The organism is Ruegeria sp. BF7 (assembly GCF_056538605.1).
On the sequence record NZ_JBQFTM010000010.1, the window covers coordinates 119043 to 138403 of the forward strand.

14 protein-coding genes are annotated in these 19361 nt (G+C 61.2%); 11 read left to right on the top strand and 3 right to left on the bottom strand.

Translation table 11 applies throughout. The features are described 5' to 3' along the window. The first annotated feature begins 6 nt into the window (after positions 1 to 6). The 3 genes from ACR0IK_RS17915 (at position 7) to ACR0IK_RS17925 (ending at position 3674) form a co-directional block, all read left to right on the top strand. Positions 7 to 1359, top strand: coding sequence for a formimidoylglutamate deiminase (locus ACR0IK_RS17915; RefSeq protein WP_480642560.1), 1353 nt, complete (start codon positions 7 to 9; stop codon positions 1357 to 1359). Between the two features lie 9 nt (positions 1360 to 1368). Next, positions 1369 to 2073: a GntR family transcriptional regulator gene (locus ACR0IK_RS17920; RefSeq protein WP_480642561.1), complete on the top strand. Its 705-nt coding sequence runs from the start codon at positions 1369 to 1371 to the stop codon at positions 2071 to 2073. A gap of 83 nt (positions 2074 to 2156) precedes the next feature. Continuing rightward, entirely contained in the window at positions 2157 to 3674 is a 1518-nt protein-coding gene (locus ACR0IK_RS17925; RefSeq protein ID WP_480594228.1) for a malonate--CoA ligase, read from the top strand. Here the strand turns inward: ACR0IK_RS17925 and ACR0IK_RS17930 are convergent. From ACR0IK_RS17930 to ACR0IK_RS17940, 3 genes are all read right to left on the bottom strand, one after another. Further along, the gene (locus ACR0IK_RS17930; RefSeq protein ID WP_480594232.1) at positions 3661 to 4398 is read right to left on the bottom strand and encodes a metallophosphoesterase family protein; all 738 of its coding nucleotides are present in this window, start codon (positions 4396 to 4398) and stop codon (positions 3661 to 3663) included. The genes ACR0IK_RS17925 and ACR0IK_RS17930 overlap by 14 nt on opposite strands. Before the next feature lie 117 nt (positions 4399 to 4515). After that, the gene (gene serA, locus ACR0IK_RS17935; protein ID WP_480594236.1) at positions 4516 to 6111 is read right to left on the bottom strand and encodes a phosphoglycerate dehydrogenase; all 1596 of its coding nucleotides are present in this window, start codon (positions 6109 to 6111) and stop codon (positions 4516 to 4518) included. Positions 6112 to 6170: 59 nt separating this feature from the next. Next, positions 6171 to 7325, bottom strand: coding sequence for a phosphoserine transaminase (locus ACR0IK_RS17940; protein WP_480642563.1), 1155 nt, complete (start codon positions 7323 to 7325; stop codon positions 6171 to 6173). Positions 7326 to 7610: 285 nt separating this feature from the next. Here ACR0IK_RS17940 and ACR0IK_RS17945 point away from each other — a divergent pair, with 285 nt between their 5' ends. The 8 genes from ACR0IK_RS17945 to ACR0IK_RS17980 all read left to right on the top strand — a co-directional run bounded on the left by ACR0IK_RS17945 (position 7611) and on the right by ACR0IK_RS17980 (position 19266). After that, positions 7611 to 8195 (top strand): ANTAR domain-containing response regulator, encoded by a 585-nt coding sequence (locus tag ACR0IK_RS17945; protein ID WP_480642564.1) that lies wholly within the window; start codon positions 7611 to 7613, stop codon positions 8193 to 8195. Continuing rightward, positions 8192 to 9364, top strand: coding sequence for an ABC transporter substrate-binding protein (locus tag ACR0IK_RS17950; RefSeq protein WP_480642565.1), 1173 nt, complete (start codon positions 8192 to 8194; stop codon positions 9362 to 9364). Before ACR0IK_RS17945 ends, ACR0IK_RS17950 begins: the two co-directional genes overlap by 4 nt. A 272-nt stretch (positions 9365 to 9636) precedes the next feature. Next, positions 9637 to 11004, top strand: coding sequence for a CmpA/NrtA family ABC transporter substrate-binding protein (locus tag ACR0IK_RS17955; RefSeq protein ID WP_480642566.1), 1368 nt, complete (start codon positions 9637 to 9639; stop codon positions 11002 to 11004). A gap of 91 nt (positions 11005 to 11095) precedes the next feature. After that, positions 11096 to 12181, top strand: coding sequence for an ABC transporter permease (locus ACR0IK_RS17960; RefSeq protein ID WP_480642567.1), 1086 nt, complete (start codon positions 11096 to 11098; stop codon positions 12179 to 12181). A 5-nt stretch (positions 12182 to 12186) separates the two neighbouring features. Beyond that, positions 12187 to 13872, top strand: a complete 1686-nt coding sequence (locus ACR0IK_RS17965) for an ABC transporter ATP-binding protein (protein WP_480642568.1) — start codon at positions 12187 to 12189, stop codon at positions 13870 to 13872. Between the two features lie 5 nt (positions 13873 to 13877). Further along, positions 13878 to 16310 carry a nitrite reductase large subunit NirB gene (nirB, locus tag ACR0IK_RS17970; RefSeq protein ID WP_480642569.1) on the top strand — a complete coding sequence of 811 codons (2433 nt, stop codon included), beginning with the start codon at positions 13878 to 13880 and terminating at the stop codon, positions 16308 to 16310. Further along, complete coding sequence (gene nirD, locus ACR0IK_RS17975) at positions 16307 to 16639, top strand: nitrite reductase small subunit NirD (RefSeq protein ID WP_480642570.1); 333 nt, start codon at positions 16307 to 16309, stop codon at positions 16637 to 16639. Before nirB ends, nirD begins: the two co-directional genes overlap by 4 nt. Continuing rightward, positions 16636 to 19266 (top strand): molybdopterin-dependent oxidoreductase, encoded by a 2631-nt coding sequence (locus tag ACR0IK_RS17980; protein ID WP_480642571.1) that lies wholly within the window; start codon positions 16636 to 16638, stop codon positions 19264 to 19266. Before nirD ends, ACR0IK_RS17980 begins: the two co-directional genes overlap by 4 nt. Positions 19267 to 19361 lie beyond the last annotated feature (95 nt).

A 19361-nucleotide genomic window follows, 5' to 3' on the forward strand; every position in this document is an offset into this window, starting at 1 on the left:
AACGGAATGTTGATCCACGCCAAAACATCCCTTTTAGGCTCTGAATGGGTTCACGATGTGCGGATCGAGATCGATCAGGGGCGCATCCGGCGCATACAGACACAGGCCACTGCACGGGACGGGGACGTGCGGGTAAATCTTCTGTTGCCTGCCTTGGGAAACCTGCACAGCCATGCCTTTCAGCGGGCTATGGCGGGAATGACTGAAACCCGCGCCGCCGGGCGCGAGAGTTTCTGGACCTGGCGCAACCTGATGTACCGCTTTCTGGACCGCCTTTCGCCGGACCAGATCGAAGCCATCGCTGCGTTGGTATTCATGGAGATGCAGGAAGCCGGATATGCCTCTGTCGGTGAGTTCCATTATGTCCATCACCAACCCGGCGGCACACCGTATGACCAGTTGACGGAACTCAGCCAGCGCATCTTTGCCGCCGCGCAACATACCGGGATAGGACTGACCCATCTGCCTGTGCTCTACACCTACGGCGGGGTCAAACAGGAGGCCCTCTCGGGCGGGCAGTTGCGTTTTGGCAATGATGTGGACCGGTTTCTGAGATTGGTCGATGAATGTCGCACAACGCTGCCAAATACAGACTCTAAACTCGGGATTGCTCCGCATTCACTACGCGCGACTTCTCCGTCGAATCTGACCGAGGTGTTAAGGGCCGCATCCGATGTGCCTGTGCATATCCACATCGCCGAACAGGTGCAGGAGGTCACCGATGTGCAGGCGGAGCTGGGCCAGCGCCCCGTGGCCTGGTTGCTGGACAATGTGCCGGTCGATGCGCGGTGGTGTCTGATCCATGCGACACACATGACCGATACCGAAACCGTCGCCTTGGCCCGGTCTGGAGCCGTCGCTGGCCTGTGCCCGGTCACCGAGGCAAATCTGGGCGACGGTATCTTCAACGGCGCAAAATACGCCGCTGAAGGCGGGCGCTTTGGTGTCGGATCAGACTCTAATGTGCGCATTTCTCTGCCAGAAGAACTGCGAACACTGGAGTATTCTCAGCGTTTGCGCGACCAACAGCGCGTTGTTCTGGCGAGCGAAGGCTCGGTCGGTCACGCGCTTTACACCAAGGCAGCGCTGGGCGGTGCGCAAGCCCTTGGCCGCGACGCGGGCGAGATTGCCCAGGGTAAGCTGGCCGATTTAGTTGCTGTTGACCGAAGCCACCCGACCCTTTGCGCACTCAGCGATGATCAATTGCTGGACGGGCTGTGCTTCGCCGCACCCGATGGGCTTGTCACTGATCTGTGGTCCGCCGGGCGGCATATGGTGAAACAGGGCCGCCACGTCGCGCGCGATCAGATCATCGACGCTTACCGATCCGCAATTGCGGACCTGTTAGCCTCGGTTTAAAGCTGCGCCATGCCTCAGCCAAACGACACCACCAGTTACAAAGACATCAAGCAAACCGTGCTGGCGCGCATCCGGTCAGGCATATGGCAGCCGGAATCGCTGCTGCCCAATGAACAGGAACTGGCTGTCGAGTTCTCCTGCACGCGCACCACGGTCAACCGGGCCCTTCGGGAACTGGCGGATGAAGGCTATCTGGAGCGTCGCCGCAAAGCCGGAACCCGCGTTCTGAGCGCCCCTCAGCGGCAAGCACGATTCACCATCCCCATGGTACGGGATGAGGTCGAGGCATTGGGCGGCACCTATCGCTATGCGCTGGTTTCCTCCAGTTCAGAGACTGCACCGGAGTGGCTCTGTGCCCGTCTGGCTTTGAACCCAGGACAAACCGTGGTGCATGTGCGCTGTATGCATTTCAACGGCAACACCCCGTTTCAGTACGAGGACCGCTGGATCGTCACCGCCTCGGTCCCGCAGGTGGAGCAGGCGGATTTCTCGCAGATCGGTCCGAATGAATGGCTGATCCAGACGGTGCCCTTCACTAATGTCGAGCTGAGCTTTCTTGCCAGCCGCGCCGATGCAACGGTCGCCGGGTTTCTGGACGTCCCCGAGGGCGAGCCGGTCTTTACCGGTGAGCGGATCACCTGGCTGCAGGGGGAACCGGTGACCTTCGCCAAGATGTTCTTTGCCGCTGGCTACCGGATGACCACGGAATTCTGATCCCCGTCCGGTTTTCCGCTTTACCGCCCCGCCAATCCGGGACAGATTCGTATCGGATCGAGCAGGCGCAAAGGAACGACGATATGGGCAACCCGCTTTATGATCGGCTGTTTGGCATTCACGCGGGCAAGGACACCCCGTTCCTGCATCTGCCCGATGGCCAGACCCTGACCCATGCTGCCTTTCTGGACATGGTCGCGCAGATCGCCAATGCCCTCACCGGATATGAACTGGAACCCGGCGAACGGGTTGCCGTGCAGGTTGAGAAATCGCCAGAAGCACTGGCGCTTTATGCCGCCTGCGCGCAGACAGGGCTGATCTTTTTGCCACTGAATACCGGCTACACCACAGCCGAGCTGCAGTATTTCATCGAAAACAGTGGTGCCAAGCTGGTCGTCTGCGACGATGCAAAAGCCGAAGGTCTCGCTCCCATCGCGACAGCTCAAAACGCAAGGTTAGAGACGCTGAATGCCGACGGTACGGGCAGTTTGATGCGGCGTTCTTTGGGCATGTTGCCCGCGTTCGAGCCTGTCCGCCGGACCGAGGACGATCTGGCCGCGTTCCTCTATACCTCGGGCACCACCGGGCGATCCAAGGGCGCGATGCTGACGCAGGCCAACCTGTTGTCGAACGCCGAGACGCTGGTGCAGGAATGGCAGTTCACGCGGAGCGATGTATTGTTACACGCCTTGCCGATCTTTCACACCCATGGGCTGTTTGTGGCGACCAATGTGGTGCTGGCCTCGGGCGGGTCAATGATCTTTCTGCCGAAATTCGACCTTGAGGACATGCTGCGCCTGATGCCGCAGGCCACTTCGATGATGGGCGTGCCGACCTTTTACACCCGTCTGCTGGAGGACGACCGGTTTACTGGCGATCTGGCGCGGCATATGCGGCTGTTCATCTCGGGCTCGGCCCCGTTGCTGGCCGAGACCCATGAGCGGTTTCAGGACCGCACCGGTCACCGTATCCTTGAACGATATGGCATGACCGAAACCAACATGAGCACGTCGAACCCTTATGACGGCGAGCGTCGCGCGGGCACGGTTGGCTTTCCCCTGCCGGATGTCGACCTGAAGGTGACCGATCCCGACACCGGCGAGGTACTGCCGCAAGGGCAGATTGGCATGATCGAGGTACGTGGTCCCAACGTTTTCCAAGGTTATTGGCAGATGCCCGAGAAAACCGCCGCCGAACTACGCGAGGACGGGTTCTTTATCACCGGCGATCTGGGGCGTGTGGACGAGGATGGCTATGTCCATATCGTTGGCCGCGGAAAGGACCTGATTATTTCGGGCGGTTACAACATCTATCCCAAAGAGGTCGAACTGGTATTGGATGACCAGCCCGGCGTGCTGGAAAGCGCGGTGATCGGCGTGCCGCACCCGGATTTCGGTGAAACCCCTGTGGGCATTCTGGTGCCAGAGCCAGGACAGGCCCCTGACCCCGAGGCCATTCTGACAAATGTGCGGGACGCTTTGGCGCGGTTCAAACATCCGCGCAAGCTGATCTTGCTGGATGAACTGCCGCGCAACACCATGGGAAAAGTGCAGAAAAATGTCCTGCGCGAGGACTACAAGGACCTGTTCACCAAGGATTAGAGGTCAGCGGCACCCGCCCGGCCTCGTTCAGCAGCCAGCAGTCGCGACCTTCGAACACCGCCGTGGCCAGTGGTCGGCCATAGCCTGCGCCCGCGTCCAGATTGACCCGAATGCCGCAATGCTCGGCCCGGTCCACCGGAGTGTGTCCATGCACCACCAGCCACGGATGCGGGCCGGGATCGCGCAGGAACTCGTGACGTATCCAGACCAGATCGTCTTCGGCCTGTTGCCCTAAGGGGATGCCGGGGCGGATGCCGGCGTGGACGAACAGCAGCTCCCCTTCCTGATGATACAGGGGCAGCGCATTGATAAAGTCGATATGTGCGGGCGGCACCACGGCGCAGGCGTATTCATTGACCTGAAAGATGCGGTTGTCATCCGCGACCTCAACGCCATAAGAAGCCAGTGTTTCCCGCCCGCCCAGACGCGGGTGAAGCCAACTGAGCGTGATCGGCAGCCGATTGTCTGCGATCTCACAGTCTTGCACGAACCGGGCCATCATTCGGTCGTGGTTGCCCTTGAGTATCACCCAGTTCCGGCCCGCACGTTGCCCTTCGATCAGCAGGTCCAAAACACCACGACTGTCGGGGCCGCGATCAACATAGTCCCCCAGAAACACTACGCGCGCATCCGGCCCGCCTTCCTGTTCGATCAGATGCAGCGCATTTTCCAGCATCTCAAGCTGACCGTGAATATCGCCAACGGCATAGATGGGGGAGGTCATGAATAACCCTCGGGCAAAGCGAATACCCTGCTTGTGGCGTGTTTCAGGCCGCCGGAAAAGAAAAAACCCGCGCCATGGGCGGCGCGGGCACGGAGTGTCTCAGAGATTCAACACCGCTCAGGCGACGTCGAATTCCAGCGGCTTGATCTGCGTGAACAGCCCGGTTTCCGCCAGCTTGGCCCGCGCTTCAGCCGGAACCGGTTCATCCACATAAAGCAGCGCGATCGCCTCACCGCCCGCCTCGGACCGGCCGAGGGTAAAGTTGGCAATGTTCACGTTGTTCTCGCCCATGGTCTGACCCAGCGCACCAATGATGCCTGGCACGTCTTCATTGGTGGTGTAGAGCATATGGGCGCCCACTTCGGCGTCGATATTGATGCCTTTGATCTGGATGAAACGCGGCTTGCCGTCGCTGAACACGGTGCCACCGATGGAACGCTCACGCTTTTCGGTCACGACGGTCACTTTGATATAACCTTCGAAGGCGCCGGACTTGTCCTGATTGGTGGTCGATATCTTGATCCCGCGCTCTTTGGCCACAACAGGGGCCGAGACCATGTTCACCTCGGGGTTAAACTTTTTCATAATCCCCGCGACCACAGCGCAGTTCAACGCGGCCAGGTTCATTTCAGCAGCCACACCATCATAGAGAATGTTGATCGCCTTGATCGGTTCGTCCGTCATCTGACCGATGAAGCTGCCCAGATGACCGGCCAGTTTGATCCACGGCCCCATGACCTTGGCCTCTTCTGCCGTAACGCTGGGCATGTTCAGCGCGTTTTCCACCGCCCCGGTCAGCAGGTAGTTCGAGATCTGCTCGGCCACCTGAAGCGCCACGTTCTCCTGCGCTTCGGTCGTCGCCGCGCCCAGATGCGGCGTGCAAACCACGTTGGGCAGGTTGAAAAGGGCGTTTTCCTTAGCCGGTTCCTCACTGAACACGTCAAAGGCGGCACCTGCAACGCGGCCGGATTGCAGCATTTCGGCCAACGCGACCTCATCGACCAGGCCGCCACGGGCGCAGTTTATGATGCGCACGCCCGGTTTGGTTTTCTCCAGATTCTCACGGCTGAGGATATTGCGGGTCTGGTCCGTCAGCGGAACATGCAGGGTGATGAAGTCGGCGCGGGCTAGAAGCTCATCCAGGTCGACCTTTTTGACGCCCATTTGCGCGGCTTTCTCTTCACCCAGATAGGGATCATAGGCCACGACCTTCATCTTCAGGCCCAGCGCGCGTTCGCAGACGATCCCGCCAATGTTGCCTGCACCAATGACACCAAGGGTCTTGTTGGTCAGCTCAATACCCATGAACTTGGACTTTTCCCATTTGCCCGCATGGGTCGAGGTGCTGGCCTCAGGAATTTGCCGGGCGACGGCGAACATCATCGCAATCGCGTGTTCGGCGGTGGTGATCATGTTGCCGAAAGGCGTGTTCATCACGATCACACCTTTTTTCGAGGCCGCTTCCTTGTCGACATTATCGGTGCCGATCCCGGCGCGGCCGATCACTTTCAAATTGTCGGCTTTTTCCAGCAGCGTCGGCGTGACCTTGGTGGCCGAGCGGATGGCAAGGCCATCATACTGACCGATCACCTCGGCCAGCTTGTCCTTGTCCTTGCCCAGATCGGGCAAGAAATCCACATCAATGCCGCGATCACGGAAAATCTGCACGGCGGTTTCGCTGAGCTTGTCAGATACGAGTACTTTAGGGGCCATAGTCTCTGGTCCTTGAATTGTAGAGGAGGTCCGGGCCTGATGTAGCCCGGTGAAAAAGATCAGGCGGCTTCGGTTTGCGCCGCGATTTCTGCTTCGAAGGCCCAGGCCAGCCAGGGTAGCATCGCCTCGATGTCCGAAGTTTCAACCGTGCCGCCGCACCAGATGCGCAGGCCCGCAGGCGCGTCGCGATAAGCCCCGATATCCAGCGCGATGTTTTCGACCTCCAGCCGCTTGGCTACGGCTTTGGCGAATGTCGCGCCGTCCTGAATGCGCGGATCGGTGAATTTCAGGCAGACCGAAGTGTTGGATTGCGTCGCCGCATCCTCGGCCAGATTGGCGATCCAGTCATTCTGGTCGCAGAACGCATGCGCCGCGCCAGCATTGGCATCCGCTCGGGCGATCAGGCCCTGCAAGCCGCCCACCGAACGCGCCCAATCCAGCGCGAACAGGTAATCTTCGACCGCCAGCATCGAGGGCGTGTTGATCGTCGCACCGGTGAAGATACCGTCGATCAGCTTGCCCCCCTTGGTCAGGCGGAAAATCTTTGGCAGCGGCCATGCAGGTGTGTAGTTTTCCAACCGTTCTACGGCACGGGGCGACAGGATCAGCATCCCGTGCGCGGCTTCACCGCCCAGCACTTTCTGCCAGCTGAACGTGGTCACATCCAGCTTGTCCCACGGCAGATCCATCGCAAAGGCGGCGCTGGTGGCATCGCAGATCGTCAGACCCTGACGGTCATCGGCGATCCAGTTGCCATTCGGAACCCGCACACCCGAGGTTGTACCGTTCCAAGTAAACACCACGTCATTAGCGAAATCGACCGAGGCCAGATCGACAATCTGCCCGTAATCGGCGGTTTTCACCTCGGCGTCGATCTTCAGCTGCTTGACCACATCGGTCACCCAGCCGGAACCAAAGCTCTCCCACGCCAGCATCTCTACCTTGCGTTCGCCCAGCAGCGACCACAGGGCCATCTCAACCGCGCCAGTGTCCGAGGCGGGAACGATGCCGATCTTGTAATCTGCCGGAATGCCCAGCACCTCACGTGTGCCTTCGATGGCAGCTTTCAACTTGTCCTTACCGACAGCGGCCCGGTGCGACCGGCCCAGCGCGGCATCGGCCAATTTGGTCAAATCAAATGTGGGGGGTTTGGCACAGGGCCCCGAGGAAAAACGCGGATTCGCCGGCCGCGTCGCCGGTTGTTCGATAGTCATGTGTATTACCCTTCCAGATACACGCCCCTCGTTGGGGAGGGGTGTCCCACGGACAGAGCTATGGTGCGCGTGCAGCATCAGCAAGCAGAAAAGACGCTTTGATTCCGAAAAACGACATCTCAACGCGTGCCATTCGCGGTCACAAGTTTCCGATAGGCGAAAGATTCACGGATTTCTGACACCTCCTACATCGCGTTTGACTATTTTTTAAGCACCCTCCTTCGAACCCGGTTGGATTAGGGCCCAATCTCTTGAGCTTGGGCATTGAGGCGGTGAAAAGGTGCCATGCCTGATGCCCTGACCATTGTCGTAGTTGAAGAAGACCGAGAGCGCGCGATCGCCATCGTTGACGCATTGAAATCATCAGGGTCCTACGATGTACATGTGATCGGAAATGTCTCTAGCCTGGCGCGCAAGATCGCAGCGCTGGTGCCCGATGTGGTGCTGATCGATATCGACAACCCAACCCGCGACATGCTTGAAGAACTGACGCTGGCCTCTGGCCCGCTGGAACGTCCGGTGGCGATGTTCGTGTCGGGTGCGGCGGGAGATCTGGCCTCGACGGCGATTGAGGCCGGGTTGTCGGCCTATGTGGTCGACGGGATGCAGCCCGACCGGTTGAAACCGGTGCTGGACGCCGCCATTGCCCGCTTTCAGATCGTCCGCCAGATGCGCCGCGAATTGGCCGAGACCAAACGCGCGCTGGAAGAACGCAAGGTGATCGACCGCGCCAAGGGGTTGCTGATGAAGGCCCGCGGGATCGAGGAAGAAGAGGCTTACGCCCTGTTGCGCAAGGCGGCGATGGATCAGGGCCGCCGCGTCGCCGACGTGGCCGAGGCGCTGGTCACTGCGTCGGGGTTGTTGTCATGAATACGGTCACCCTGCCCGTCGCCTATGTACCCTTGGTAGATGCCGCCCCGCTGATTGTGGCGCATGAGTTGGGTCTGGCCCGCGCCGAAGGGATTGATCTGGAGCTGGTCGCGGCGCCCTCGTGGTCGTCGGTACGTGACATGCTTGCTTTTGGCCGGGTCGATGCGGCGCATTTGCTGTCACCCGTACCCGTGGCGATGGCGCTGAGGCTGGGCGGGGTGATACAACCCTTGTCCGCCGTCTCGGTCCTGTCGGTGAACGGAGACGTCATCGGCGTCAGTCGCGCATTGGAAACCCGCCTACGCGAGACCGGCTATGATTTCGACTTTCACGATCCGTTCAAGGCCGCCACTGCGCTGGCCTCGGTCGCGGATCGGCCTTTGGTCTTTGGCGTTCCCTTCCCCTTCTCGCTGCATGTGGAACTGCTGCATTGCTGGCTTGAGGCCACCGATCTGTCCGAGGTCGGGGTCGAAGTGCGCACCATCCCGCCCCCCTTGATGGCGCAGGCGCTGGCCGAAGGGGATGTGGATGCGTTCTGTGTGGGTGAGCCCTGGGGCTCGGTCGCGGTGGAATCGCAGGCGGGGGCGCTGTTGCTGCCTGGTCAGGCGATCTGGGCCTTTGCCCCGGAAAAGGTGCTGGCCGTGCGCACCGAATGGGCTGAGACCGAACCGCATCTGTTGGGCAAACTGATGCGGGCTGTCTGGCGGGCCGGGCGCTGGCTGGGCCAGCCGGACAGCCAAACCGCCGCCGCCGAGATATTGGCGCGCGATGCCTATCTGAACCTGCCCTCGGAACTAATCGACCGCGCGCTTTCTGGGCGGTTCACCATCTCTGGGCAGGCAGAACAGCGCGAGGTTCCCGGTTTCCTCGAATTCCACGACGGGGCGGCGAACTTCCCGTGGCGCAGCCAGGCAAAGTGGATCGCCCAGCGTTTGGCCGCGCGGTACGGTCTGGACCCGCATCTGGCGCGGACGCTGGCGGGCCGCGTGTTCCGCAGCGACATCTACCGCGATCAGATGACCGACATCGGGGCCGACCTGCCCGGCGCGTCTGAAAAGCTCGAAGGCGCGATTCGGGAAACCACCCCTGTAGCCTCGCATAAAGGGCAATTGTCGCTGAAACGGGACGCGTTTCTGGACGGGCGCATTTTTGACCCTCAGGATATCTGACGCCTAAAAAATAGGCACAGTCCGACGGCAAATCGAGCAATCGCAGAAAATCATGCCGCATTGCAGCAAAACTGCTTGAACCGTGACCCGTTTTTTTCGAATCTGACCTCAACGGCACGCAATGGCGTGTGTCGATGAAATTCTTCCCAATGTTTGGGATCGACTGAGCAAAGCCGCTCACACTCTGGCCACCTCCTTCCGGTCAGAGCGTGCAGCGGCTTTTTCTTTTTCACCCCCGGAGCCCCGGGAACACACGCAAGGGACAGACCCACATGAAAAGACTGATTGCAGGCCTTGTCGCCACCACCGCCCTGATCAGCCCGGCCATGGCCGAGACGCTGGAACTGGAAAAAGACGAACTGACCTTCGGCTTTATTAAACTGACCGATATGGCCCCCTTGGCCGTGGCTTACGAGAATGGATACTTCCTGGACGAGGGCCTGTTTGTAACGCTCGAAGCACAGGCCAATTGGAAAGTGCTGCTGGATGGCGTGATCGACGGGCAGTTGGATGGTGCGCATATGCTGGCCGGTCAGCCCCTGGCCGCGACCATTGGTTACGGCACCGAGGCGCATATCGTCACCCCCTTCTCGATGGACCTGAACGGCAACGGCATCACCGTGTCGAACGCGATCTGGGAAGAGATGAAGCCGAACATCCCGGTGATGGACGACGGGCGCCCACAGCACCCGATTTCCGCCGAGGCGCTGGCCCCGGTGGTCGAGAAATACAAATCCGAGGGCAAGCCGTTCAACATGGGCATGGTTTTCCCGGTTTCGACCCACAATTACGAGCTGCGCTACTGGCTGGCCGCCGGTGGTCTGAACCCGGGCTATTACAGCCCCGAAGACGTGACCGGTCAGATCGGTGCGGATGTATTCCTGTCGGTCACCCCTCCGCCGCAAATGCCTGCGACACTCGAGGCTGGTACTATCTACGGCTACTGCGTGGGTGAGCCATGGAACCAGCAGGCGGTGTTCAAAGGTATCGGTGTGCCGGTGATCACCGACTATGAGCTGTGGAAGAACAACCCGGAAAAGGTCTTCGGCATCACCGCCGAGTTCGCCGAAGAATACCCCAACACCACCCGCGCCGTCACCAAGGCCCTGATCCGCGCCGCGATTTGGCTGGACGAGAACGACAACGCCAACCGCCCCGCCGCAGTCGAGATGCTGAGCCAGCCGGAATACGTGGGCGCCGATTACGACGTGATCGCGAACTCGATGACCGGCACCTTCGAATATGAAAAAGGCGACAAGCGTGATGTGCCCGATTTCAACGTGTTCTTCCGCTATAACGCGACTTACCCGTTCTATTCGGACGCCATCTGGTACCTGACCCAGATGCGCCGCTGGGGCCAGATCGCCGAGCCGCAGACGGACGCGTGGTATGATGAGGTAGCCAAATCCGTCTATCGCCCCGACATCTATCTGGACGCCGCCCGCATGTTGGTGGACGAAGGCCTGGCGAATGAAGCCGACTTCCCATGGGACAGCGACGGCTACAAGGCCCCGACGCCTGCCGCGGATATCATCGACGGTATTCCCTATGACGCCCGTCAGCCCAATGCCTACCTGCAAAGCCTGCCGATTGGCCTGAAGGGCGAGCAGGTCGTCATCGGCTCCGAAGTTCAGGGCTAACTCCACTCCCCGGCCCACATGGCCGGGGATTTCCCACCCGATTCAAAATCCCACCCCGCCCGGGCACCGATCCGGGCCAGGAGACCGCAAGATGACCGCCATCGACCACGAATCACTCTCTGACGAGGCTGAACGCGAGGCGCGCCGCGCGCGCCTGTTCACCCGGATCAATTCCGCCGACAAATGGTTCCAGGTTCTGGGCCTGTCCTGGATTACACCTGTTCTGCGCGCCGCCGCAGGCGATAACCCCCGTGCCCAGATGGGCGAAATCTGGCGTCTGCTGGCCGTGCCGCTGCTGGCGATCTGCGCCTTTTTGCTGCTGTGGGGCACGCTGGCGCCAAAGGTGCAAACCTCGCTGGGCGCTGTCCCCGGACCGGCTCAAGTCTGGTCCGAGGCGATCAGCCTGCATCAGGACGCGCAGGCCAAGGCCGCCAAGAAGGCCAAGTTCGAGGCGATGGTCGAAAAGCGGAACCAGAAATTCATCGATTCAGGCCAGCCCGAAAAAGTCAAAGAAGTCGCCTATACCGGCGCGCCGAGCTATTACAACCAGATCTGGACCTCGATCAAAACCGTCTTCTTCGGCTTTCTGATCGCCACCATCGTGGCCGTGCCGCTGGGCATCGCTGCAGGTCTGTCGCCCACCGCAAACGCCGCGCTGAACCCGCTGATCCAGATTTTCAAACCGGTCTCGCCGCTGGCCTGGTTGCCGATTGTGACAATGATCGTCTCAGCCGTGTACATCACCAATGATGGCTGGTTCGCCAAGTCTTTCCTGATCTCGGCCATCACTGTGACGCTGTGTTCGCTGTGGCCGACGCTGATCAACACCTCGCTGGGTGTGGCGTCGATCGACATGGATCTGGTGAACGTCTCCAAGGTTCTGAAAATGAACACCTATACCAAGATCACCAAGCTGGTGCTGCCCTCAGCCCTGCCGCTGATCTTCACCGGTCTCCGCCTGTCGCTTGGCGTTGGCTGGATGGTTTTGATCGCGGCCGAGATGCTGGCGCAGAACCCCGGTCTGGGCAAGTTCGTCTGGGATGAGTTCCAGAACGGCTCCTCCAGCTCGCTCGCCAAGATCATGGTGGCCGTGTTCACCATCGGCATCATCGGCTTCCTGCTGGATCGCATTATGTATGCGCTGCAGTCGCTGTTCACCTTCTCGAACAACCGGTGATCGACATGGCTGTGGTAGAATTCAAAAACGTCAGCAAATCCTTCGGCACCGGTACTGCTGCGACGGATGTGCTGAAAGACATCGACCTCTCGGTTCAGGAAGGCGAGTTCGTGGTGTTGCTGGGCTTTTCCGGCACCGGCAAGACCACGCTGATCAACCTGATGGCGGGGATCGAGTTCCCGTCAAAGGGCAGCGTCACCTTCCGTGACACACCCATCACCGGCCCCGCGCCCGAGCGAGGGGTTATTTTCCAGAACTACTCGCTGATGCCGTGGCTGACGGTGACCGGCAATATCCGTCTGGCAGTGGATGCGGTGTTCCCAAAGATGCCCAAAGCCGAGAAAGAGGAGAAGGTCGCGCATTACATCCGCATGGTCGGCCTGAGCCACGCCGCGGGTCGTCGCCCTGCCGAACTGTCGGGCGGGATGCGTCAGCGGGTGAACGTGGCCCGTGCTTTGGCTATGGACCCCGAGGTTCTGTTGCTGGACGAGCCCCTATCGGCGCTGGACGCGCTGACCCGTGGCAATCTGGCGGAAGAGATCGAAAAGATCTGGGAAGAGAACCGCAAAACCTGTGTCCTGATCACCAATGACGTGGATGAGGCGATCTTACTGGCCGACCGTATCATCCCTCTGAATCCCGATGGCACCTTGGGGACTGAGTTCAAGGTTTCGATCCCCCGCCCCCGCGACCGCTCGGCCATGAACCATGATGAGACGTTCAAAGCCCTGCGTGGCGAGGTCACCAAATACCTGATGGATGTGGGCATCGAGGCCAAGGTCGAAGGCACCAAGACTCTGCCTGACGTGACCCCGATCCACGGTGTTCCGGCGGCGGTGAAAGAGGCGCAGACGGGCCTGATCGACGAGCGCTATCTGGACTTCAGCCAATTGCACAAGGTCTACCCCACGCCCAAAGGTCCGCTGACCGTGGTCGAGGATTTCAACCTCAAGCTCAATCGCGGTGAGTTCATCTCGCTGATCGGTCACTCGGGCTGTGGCAAGTCCACGGTGCTGACCATGGCGGCCGGTCTGAACGACATCTCGAAAGGCGCGATCAAGCTGGATGGCCGCCATGTGGAAGGGGCCGACCCGGAACGTGCCGTGGTGTTCCAATCGCCCTCGCTGTTCCCATGGCTTACGGCCAAGGAAAACGTCTCGGTCGGTGTCGACCGCGTCTATCCCCGCGCCAGTCAGGCCGAGCGTCAGGACGTGGTGGAATACTATCTGGAGCGCGTCGGTCTGGGCGATGCGATGGACAAATCCGCCGCTGACCTGTCGAACGGTATGCGCCAGCGCGTCGGTATCGCCCGCGCCTTTGCGCTCAGCCCGAAACTGCTGCTGCTGGATGAACCCTTCGGAATGCTCGACAGCCTCACACGTTGGGAGCTGCAGGAAGTTCTGATGGAGGTCTGGTCGCGCACCAAAGTCACCACCATCTGCGTCACCCATGACGTCGATGAGGCGATCCTGCTGGCCGACCGCGTGGTGATGATGACCAACGGCCCGCAGGCCACGATCGGCAAGATCACCAATGTCGACCTGCCGCGCCCGCGCACCCGCAAGGCGCTGCTGGCCCATCCCGACTACTACGAATACCGGCAAGAGGTGTTGGATTTCCTCGAGGAATACGAGCACGGCGCGAAGCCCAAGCCGAAAACCCCTTCCCCCAATGCCATTGCCGCGGAGTGAATGACATGAAACAGAAACTTGTGGTCATCGGAGCCGGCATGGCCTCGGGCCAGGTGCTGGAGCATCTGACCGACGCCGCCCCCGATGCGTTCGACATCACCCTGTTCAACGCCGAGCCGCGCGGGAACTACAACCGCATCATGCTGAGCCCGGTTCTGGCCGGTGATCAGACTTACGAAGAGATCGTCACCCATGACGACGCCTGGTACGCCGAACGCGGGATCACCTGCCGGTTTGGCGAGAAAGTGGTCAAAATCGACCGCGAGCTGAAAGTGGTCGAGGGCGAGAACGGTCATGTTCCCTATGACAAGCTGATCTTCGGCACCGGTTCGAACCCGTTCATGATCCCTATGCCGGGGCATGATCTGGACGGCGTCATCGCCTATCGCGACCTGGAAGACACCCAACAGATGATGGGCATGGGCGCGGGCAACAAGGTCGTCGTGATCGGCGGCGGCTTGCTGGGCCTTGAGGCCGCCGCAGGCATGGCCGCACGCGGCGCAGACGTGACCGTTGTACATATCATGGGCCACCTGATGGAGCGTCAGCTGGACCCCGCCGCAGGGTATCTGCTGAAGAAATCGCTGGAAGAAAAAGGCATCACCGTTCTGCTCAACGCCAAGTCGACCGAGATCGCTGGCGAGAACGGCAAGGCCCGGGCACTGCTGCTGGAGGACGGCACGGAATTGCCCTGTGACCTGCTGGTAATGGCGGTGGGCATCCGCCCCAACACCGCCTTGGCGCAGGAGACGGGCCTTGCCGTCGGGCGCGGCATCCATGTGGATGATCAGATGATCACCTCGGATGCCGATGTCTTTGCCGTTGGCGAATGCGTCGAACATCAGGGCGAGGTTTTCGGTCTTGTCGCACCGCTTTATGATCAGGCGAAAGTGCTGGCGCTAACCCTGCTGGGCGAAGAGGCCGCGTTCAAACAGCGCTCGCTGTCCACCAAGCTGAAGGTCACCGGCTGCGACCTGTTCAGCGCCGGTGATTTTGCCGAGGGCGAGACCCGCGAAGACATCGTTTTCCGCGACCCGACCCGTGGCGTCTACAAACGGCTGGTGCTGGAGGGTGGCAAGCTGGTCGGCGCGGTCATGTATGGTGACACCGGCGACAGCAACTGGTTCTTCGGTCTGATCCGCGACGGCGAAGATGTCTCGGATATGCGCGAGACGTTGATCTTTGGCCCGGCCTATCAGGGGGGCGGCTCTGCGGACCCTCTCTCAGCCGTTGCAGTATTGCCGCCTGAGGCGGAAATCTGTGGCTGCAACGGCGTTTGCAAATCCGACATCACCGCTGCCATTGAAGGCGGCGCAACCGATCTGGGTACGATCCGCGCGACGACCAAGGCCAGCGCGTCCTGCGGAACCTGCACGGGACTGGTCGAGCAACTGTTGCAGGTCACACTGGGCGATGACTTTCAGATGCCCACCGCGCAGCCCATCTGCGGTTGCTGCGACCTGACCCACGAAGACGTCCGCCGCCTGATCAAATCGCAAAAGCTGAAAAGTCAGGAAGCGGTCTGGCAGGAATTGGGATGGAAAACGCTGAACGGCTGCCATGTCTGCCGCCCGGCGGTGAATTTCTACCTGCTCGCCGACTGGCCGGTGGAGTATCAGGACGACCCGCAAAGCCGTTTCGTCAACGAACGCAAACACGCCAACATTCAGAAGGACGGCACGTTCAGCGTTGTGCCCCGCATGTGGGGCGGCATCACCAATCCGGCCGAACTGCGCGCGATTGCCGATGCGGCCGAGAAATACGATGTGCCCACCGTCAAAGTCACCGGTGGACAGCGTATCGACCTGCTGGGCGTGAAAGGGTCCGACCTGCCCTATATCTGGTCCGATCTGAACAAGGCCGGGCTGGTCTCGGGCCACGCCTATTCCAAGGGTTTGCGCACGGTGAAAACCTGTGTCGGCACCGATCACTGCCGGTTCGGCACACAAGACAGCACCAGCCTCGGCGTGAAGCTGGAGAAAATCCTGTGGGGCTCGTGGACGCCGCACAAGCTGAAGCTGGCGGTCTCGGGCTGTCCACGCAACTGCGCCGAGGCAACCTGCAAGGATATCGGCGTCGTCTGTGTAGACTCGGGCTATCAGATCAGCATCGGCGGCGCGGCGGGCATGGACGTGAAGGAAACCGAGCTGCTGGTGCAAGTGCCGACCGAGGACGAAGCGATTGAGGTCGTCATGGCCGTCACACAAGCCTATCGCGAGGGCGGCAAGTATCTGGACCGTCTTTACAAATGGATGGCCAAGGTTGGCCTCGACTGGATCAAGGAAACCGTGGTGGATGATCTGGATAACCGCCGCGCGCTGGTTGAACGCTTTGAACTCAGCCAATCCATCTATCGCAAAGACCCATGGGCCGAGCAGGCCAAGGAGGCCCCGCGCTTTGCGCCACTGGCCGATCTGACACTGGAGGCCGCAGAATGAGCTGGATCGACATCGGACATATCAACGACATCCCCCTGCGCGGGGCACGGGTGGTAAAAACACCGGTCGGTTGCATCGCCCTGTTCCGCACGGCAGAGAATGAGATCTTTGCCGCCTCGGACCGCTGCCCCCATAAGGGCGGGCCGCTGTCCGAAGGCATCGTGCACGGGCAGTCCGTCACCTGCCCGCTGCACAATTGGGTGTTCGACCTGAACTCCGGTCAGGCGCAAGGCGCGGATGAGGGACAGATCGCCACCTATCTGGTGCAGTTGGACGGCGACCGCATCCTGCTGGATAGCACCTCGCTGGGGCAAAGGAGCGCCGCGTGAAGGACCTGACCGCCTGCGCCAAGCGCTCGACCTGCCCCTATTGCGGGGTCGGCTGCGGTGTTCTGCTGCAGCCGGACGGTGCCGGAGGCCTGACGGTCACCGGCGATCCGGACCACCCGGCCAATCAGGGGCGACTCTGTTCAAAGGGCTCCGCGCTGGCCGAGACCATCGGACTGTCGCATCGCCTGCTGGCCCCGCGCATCTCGGGCGTCGAGACCGGTTGGGATGACGCGCTGCAACTGGTCGCCGACCGGTTCCGCGACACCATCTCGGAACACGGGCCGGATTCGGTGGCCTTCTATGCCTCGGGCCAGTTGCTGACCGAGGATTATTATGTCGCCAACAAGCTGATGAAAGGCTTCATCGGCTCGGCTAATATCGACACCAATTCGCGGCTCTGCATGGCCTCGACCGTCGCAGGGCACAAGCGGGCCTTCGGCACCGACACCGTCCCCGGCACCTATGAGGATATCGACGAGGCCGATCTGGTGGTTCTGGTCGGGTCCAATCTGGCGTGGTGCCACCCGGTTCTGTATCAGCGTCTGATGGCGGCACGGCAGGCACGCGGGACAAAGATTGTGGTGATCGACCCACGTCGCACCGCCACCTGCGACAGCGCCGATCTGCATTTGCCACTGACAGCCGGCAGCGACGTGGCACTGTTCAACCACCTGCTAACCCAGATCGACGCCCTTGGGTTGGTGGATACGAAATACCTGCCGCAAACCACCGGCTTTCATGCGGCGCTGGACAGCGCCCGAGCCGATGACGTCTCGGTCACCGGGCTGAACCCGGAAGATATCGCCACATTCTGCGACATGTGGACCGGCACGGAAAACGTTGTGACCATTTTCAGCCAGGGCGTGAACCAATCGACTGCGGGCAGTGACAAGGTCAACGCCATTCTCAACTGCCATTTGGCGAGCGGCCGGATCGGCAAACCGGGCTGTGGACCGCTGTCGGTCACCGGGCAACCCAACGCCATGGGCGGGCGCGAGGTCGGGGGTCTGGCCAATATGCTCGCCTGCCATCTGGATATCGAAAACGCCGACCACCGCGCGGCAGCACGCGATTTCTGGTCGGCGCCGAGGATGCCCAAAGCCCCTGGCCTGAAAGCGGTGGACATGTTCCGCGCCATCGGCGGCGGGCAGATCAAGGCGCTGTGGGTCATTCACACCAATCCAGTGGTCTCAATGCCCGAGGCCGATGCGGTGCGCGACGCCATCGCCGCCTGCCCGTTCACCGTAGTCTCGGACATCACCGACCGCACTGATACGGCGCGGCTGGCCGATGTGCTGCTGCCCGCCGCGGCCTGGGCCGAGAAAGAGGGCACCGTTACCAATTCCGACCGTACTATCAGCCGCCAGCGCGCGGTTCTGCCCGCCCCCGGACAGGCCCGTGCCGACTGGGATATCCTGTGCGAGGTCGGTCGGCGGATGGGCTGGAGCACCGCATTCGACTTTCAAAGCCCGGGCGAGATTTTCCGCGAACACGCGGCGCTGTCCAGTGTGGCGGCACGGTTTGGCAAGGATTTCGACATCTCGGGTCTCGCCGATCTGAACGCCGCAGACTACGACGCGCTGGAGCCGACGCGCTGGCCCGTGACCGCCACGCGGCAGGGCGGGCGGTTCTTCGCGGACGGCCAGTTTTTTCACACTGATGGCAAAGCCCGACTGTTGCCGGTCAAATGGCGCCCCCCTGCGGCGCAGACCAGCCCACGCTATCCGTTCTGGTTTAACACCGGGCGGCTGCGCGACCAGTGGCACACAATGACCCGCAGCGGATTGTCGCCCCGCCTGTCGGCGCACCTGCCCGAGCCATTTCTGGACATCCACCCGGACGACGCCCGGGCCCATGGGGTTTCCACCGCCGATCTGGTCGAAGTGACCAGTCCGCATGGAAATGCCGTCCTGCGCGCGCGGATCAACAGGGATGTCTCCCAGGGTCAGGTCTTTGCCCCGATCCACTGGACCGGAGAAACCGCACCCTCGGCCCGCATCGACGCGGTGGTGGCGGCAGCAACCGACCCGATCTCGGGTCAACCTGAAAGCAAGGCGTCGGTCGTGAATGTCACCCGGTTCAACGCCGCATGGTACGGGTTCGCGGTATCCGACCGTGAAATGACGCCAAACTGTGACTATTGGGCTCAAAGTCCGACCAAATCCGGCTATCGCGCGGAGCTGGCCGGTCTTAAACCCATCGATGACTGGCGCGCCGCAGCCCGCGACCTGTTCGGGTTACCAGACGCCGAAATCACCGCAGTCGAGGATCCGGCCCGAAGTGTGGCCCGTCTGGCCTGCCACCGGAACGGACGGTTGGTTGCCGCCCTGTTTGTCTCGCCCCAACCGGTTGCGGTGATGCGCGATTATCTGGCGACGCTGCCACAGGTACCCAATCTGTGCCTGCTGTCCGGCCGCGCGCCGGCGGACATGCCGAACCCGGGGCCTATTCTGTGCTCCTGCTTTGATATTGGCGTGAATACGATCCTGACGAAGATCGAGACCCAAGGCTTGACCTCGGTCGAAGCCATTGGCGAGGCGCTGCAGGCTGGCACCAATTGCGGCTCATGCCGCCCGGAACTGGCCACACTTCTTGCCTCGGCCCAACAGAAAGAGGCCGCCGAATAGGAAACCCCCGCCATTTTGGCGGGGGGATCTGATTTTTATTCTGCGGCGTCTTGGTATGCGTCCATTGGGGGGCATGTGCAGACGAGGTTTCGGTC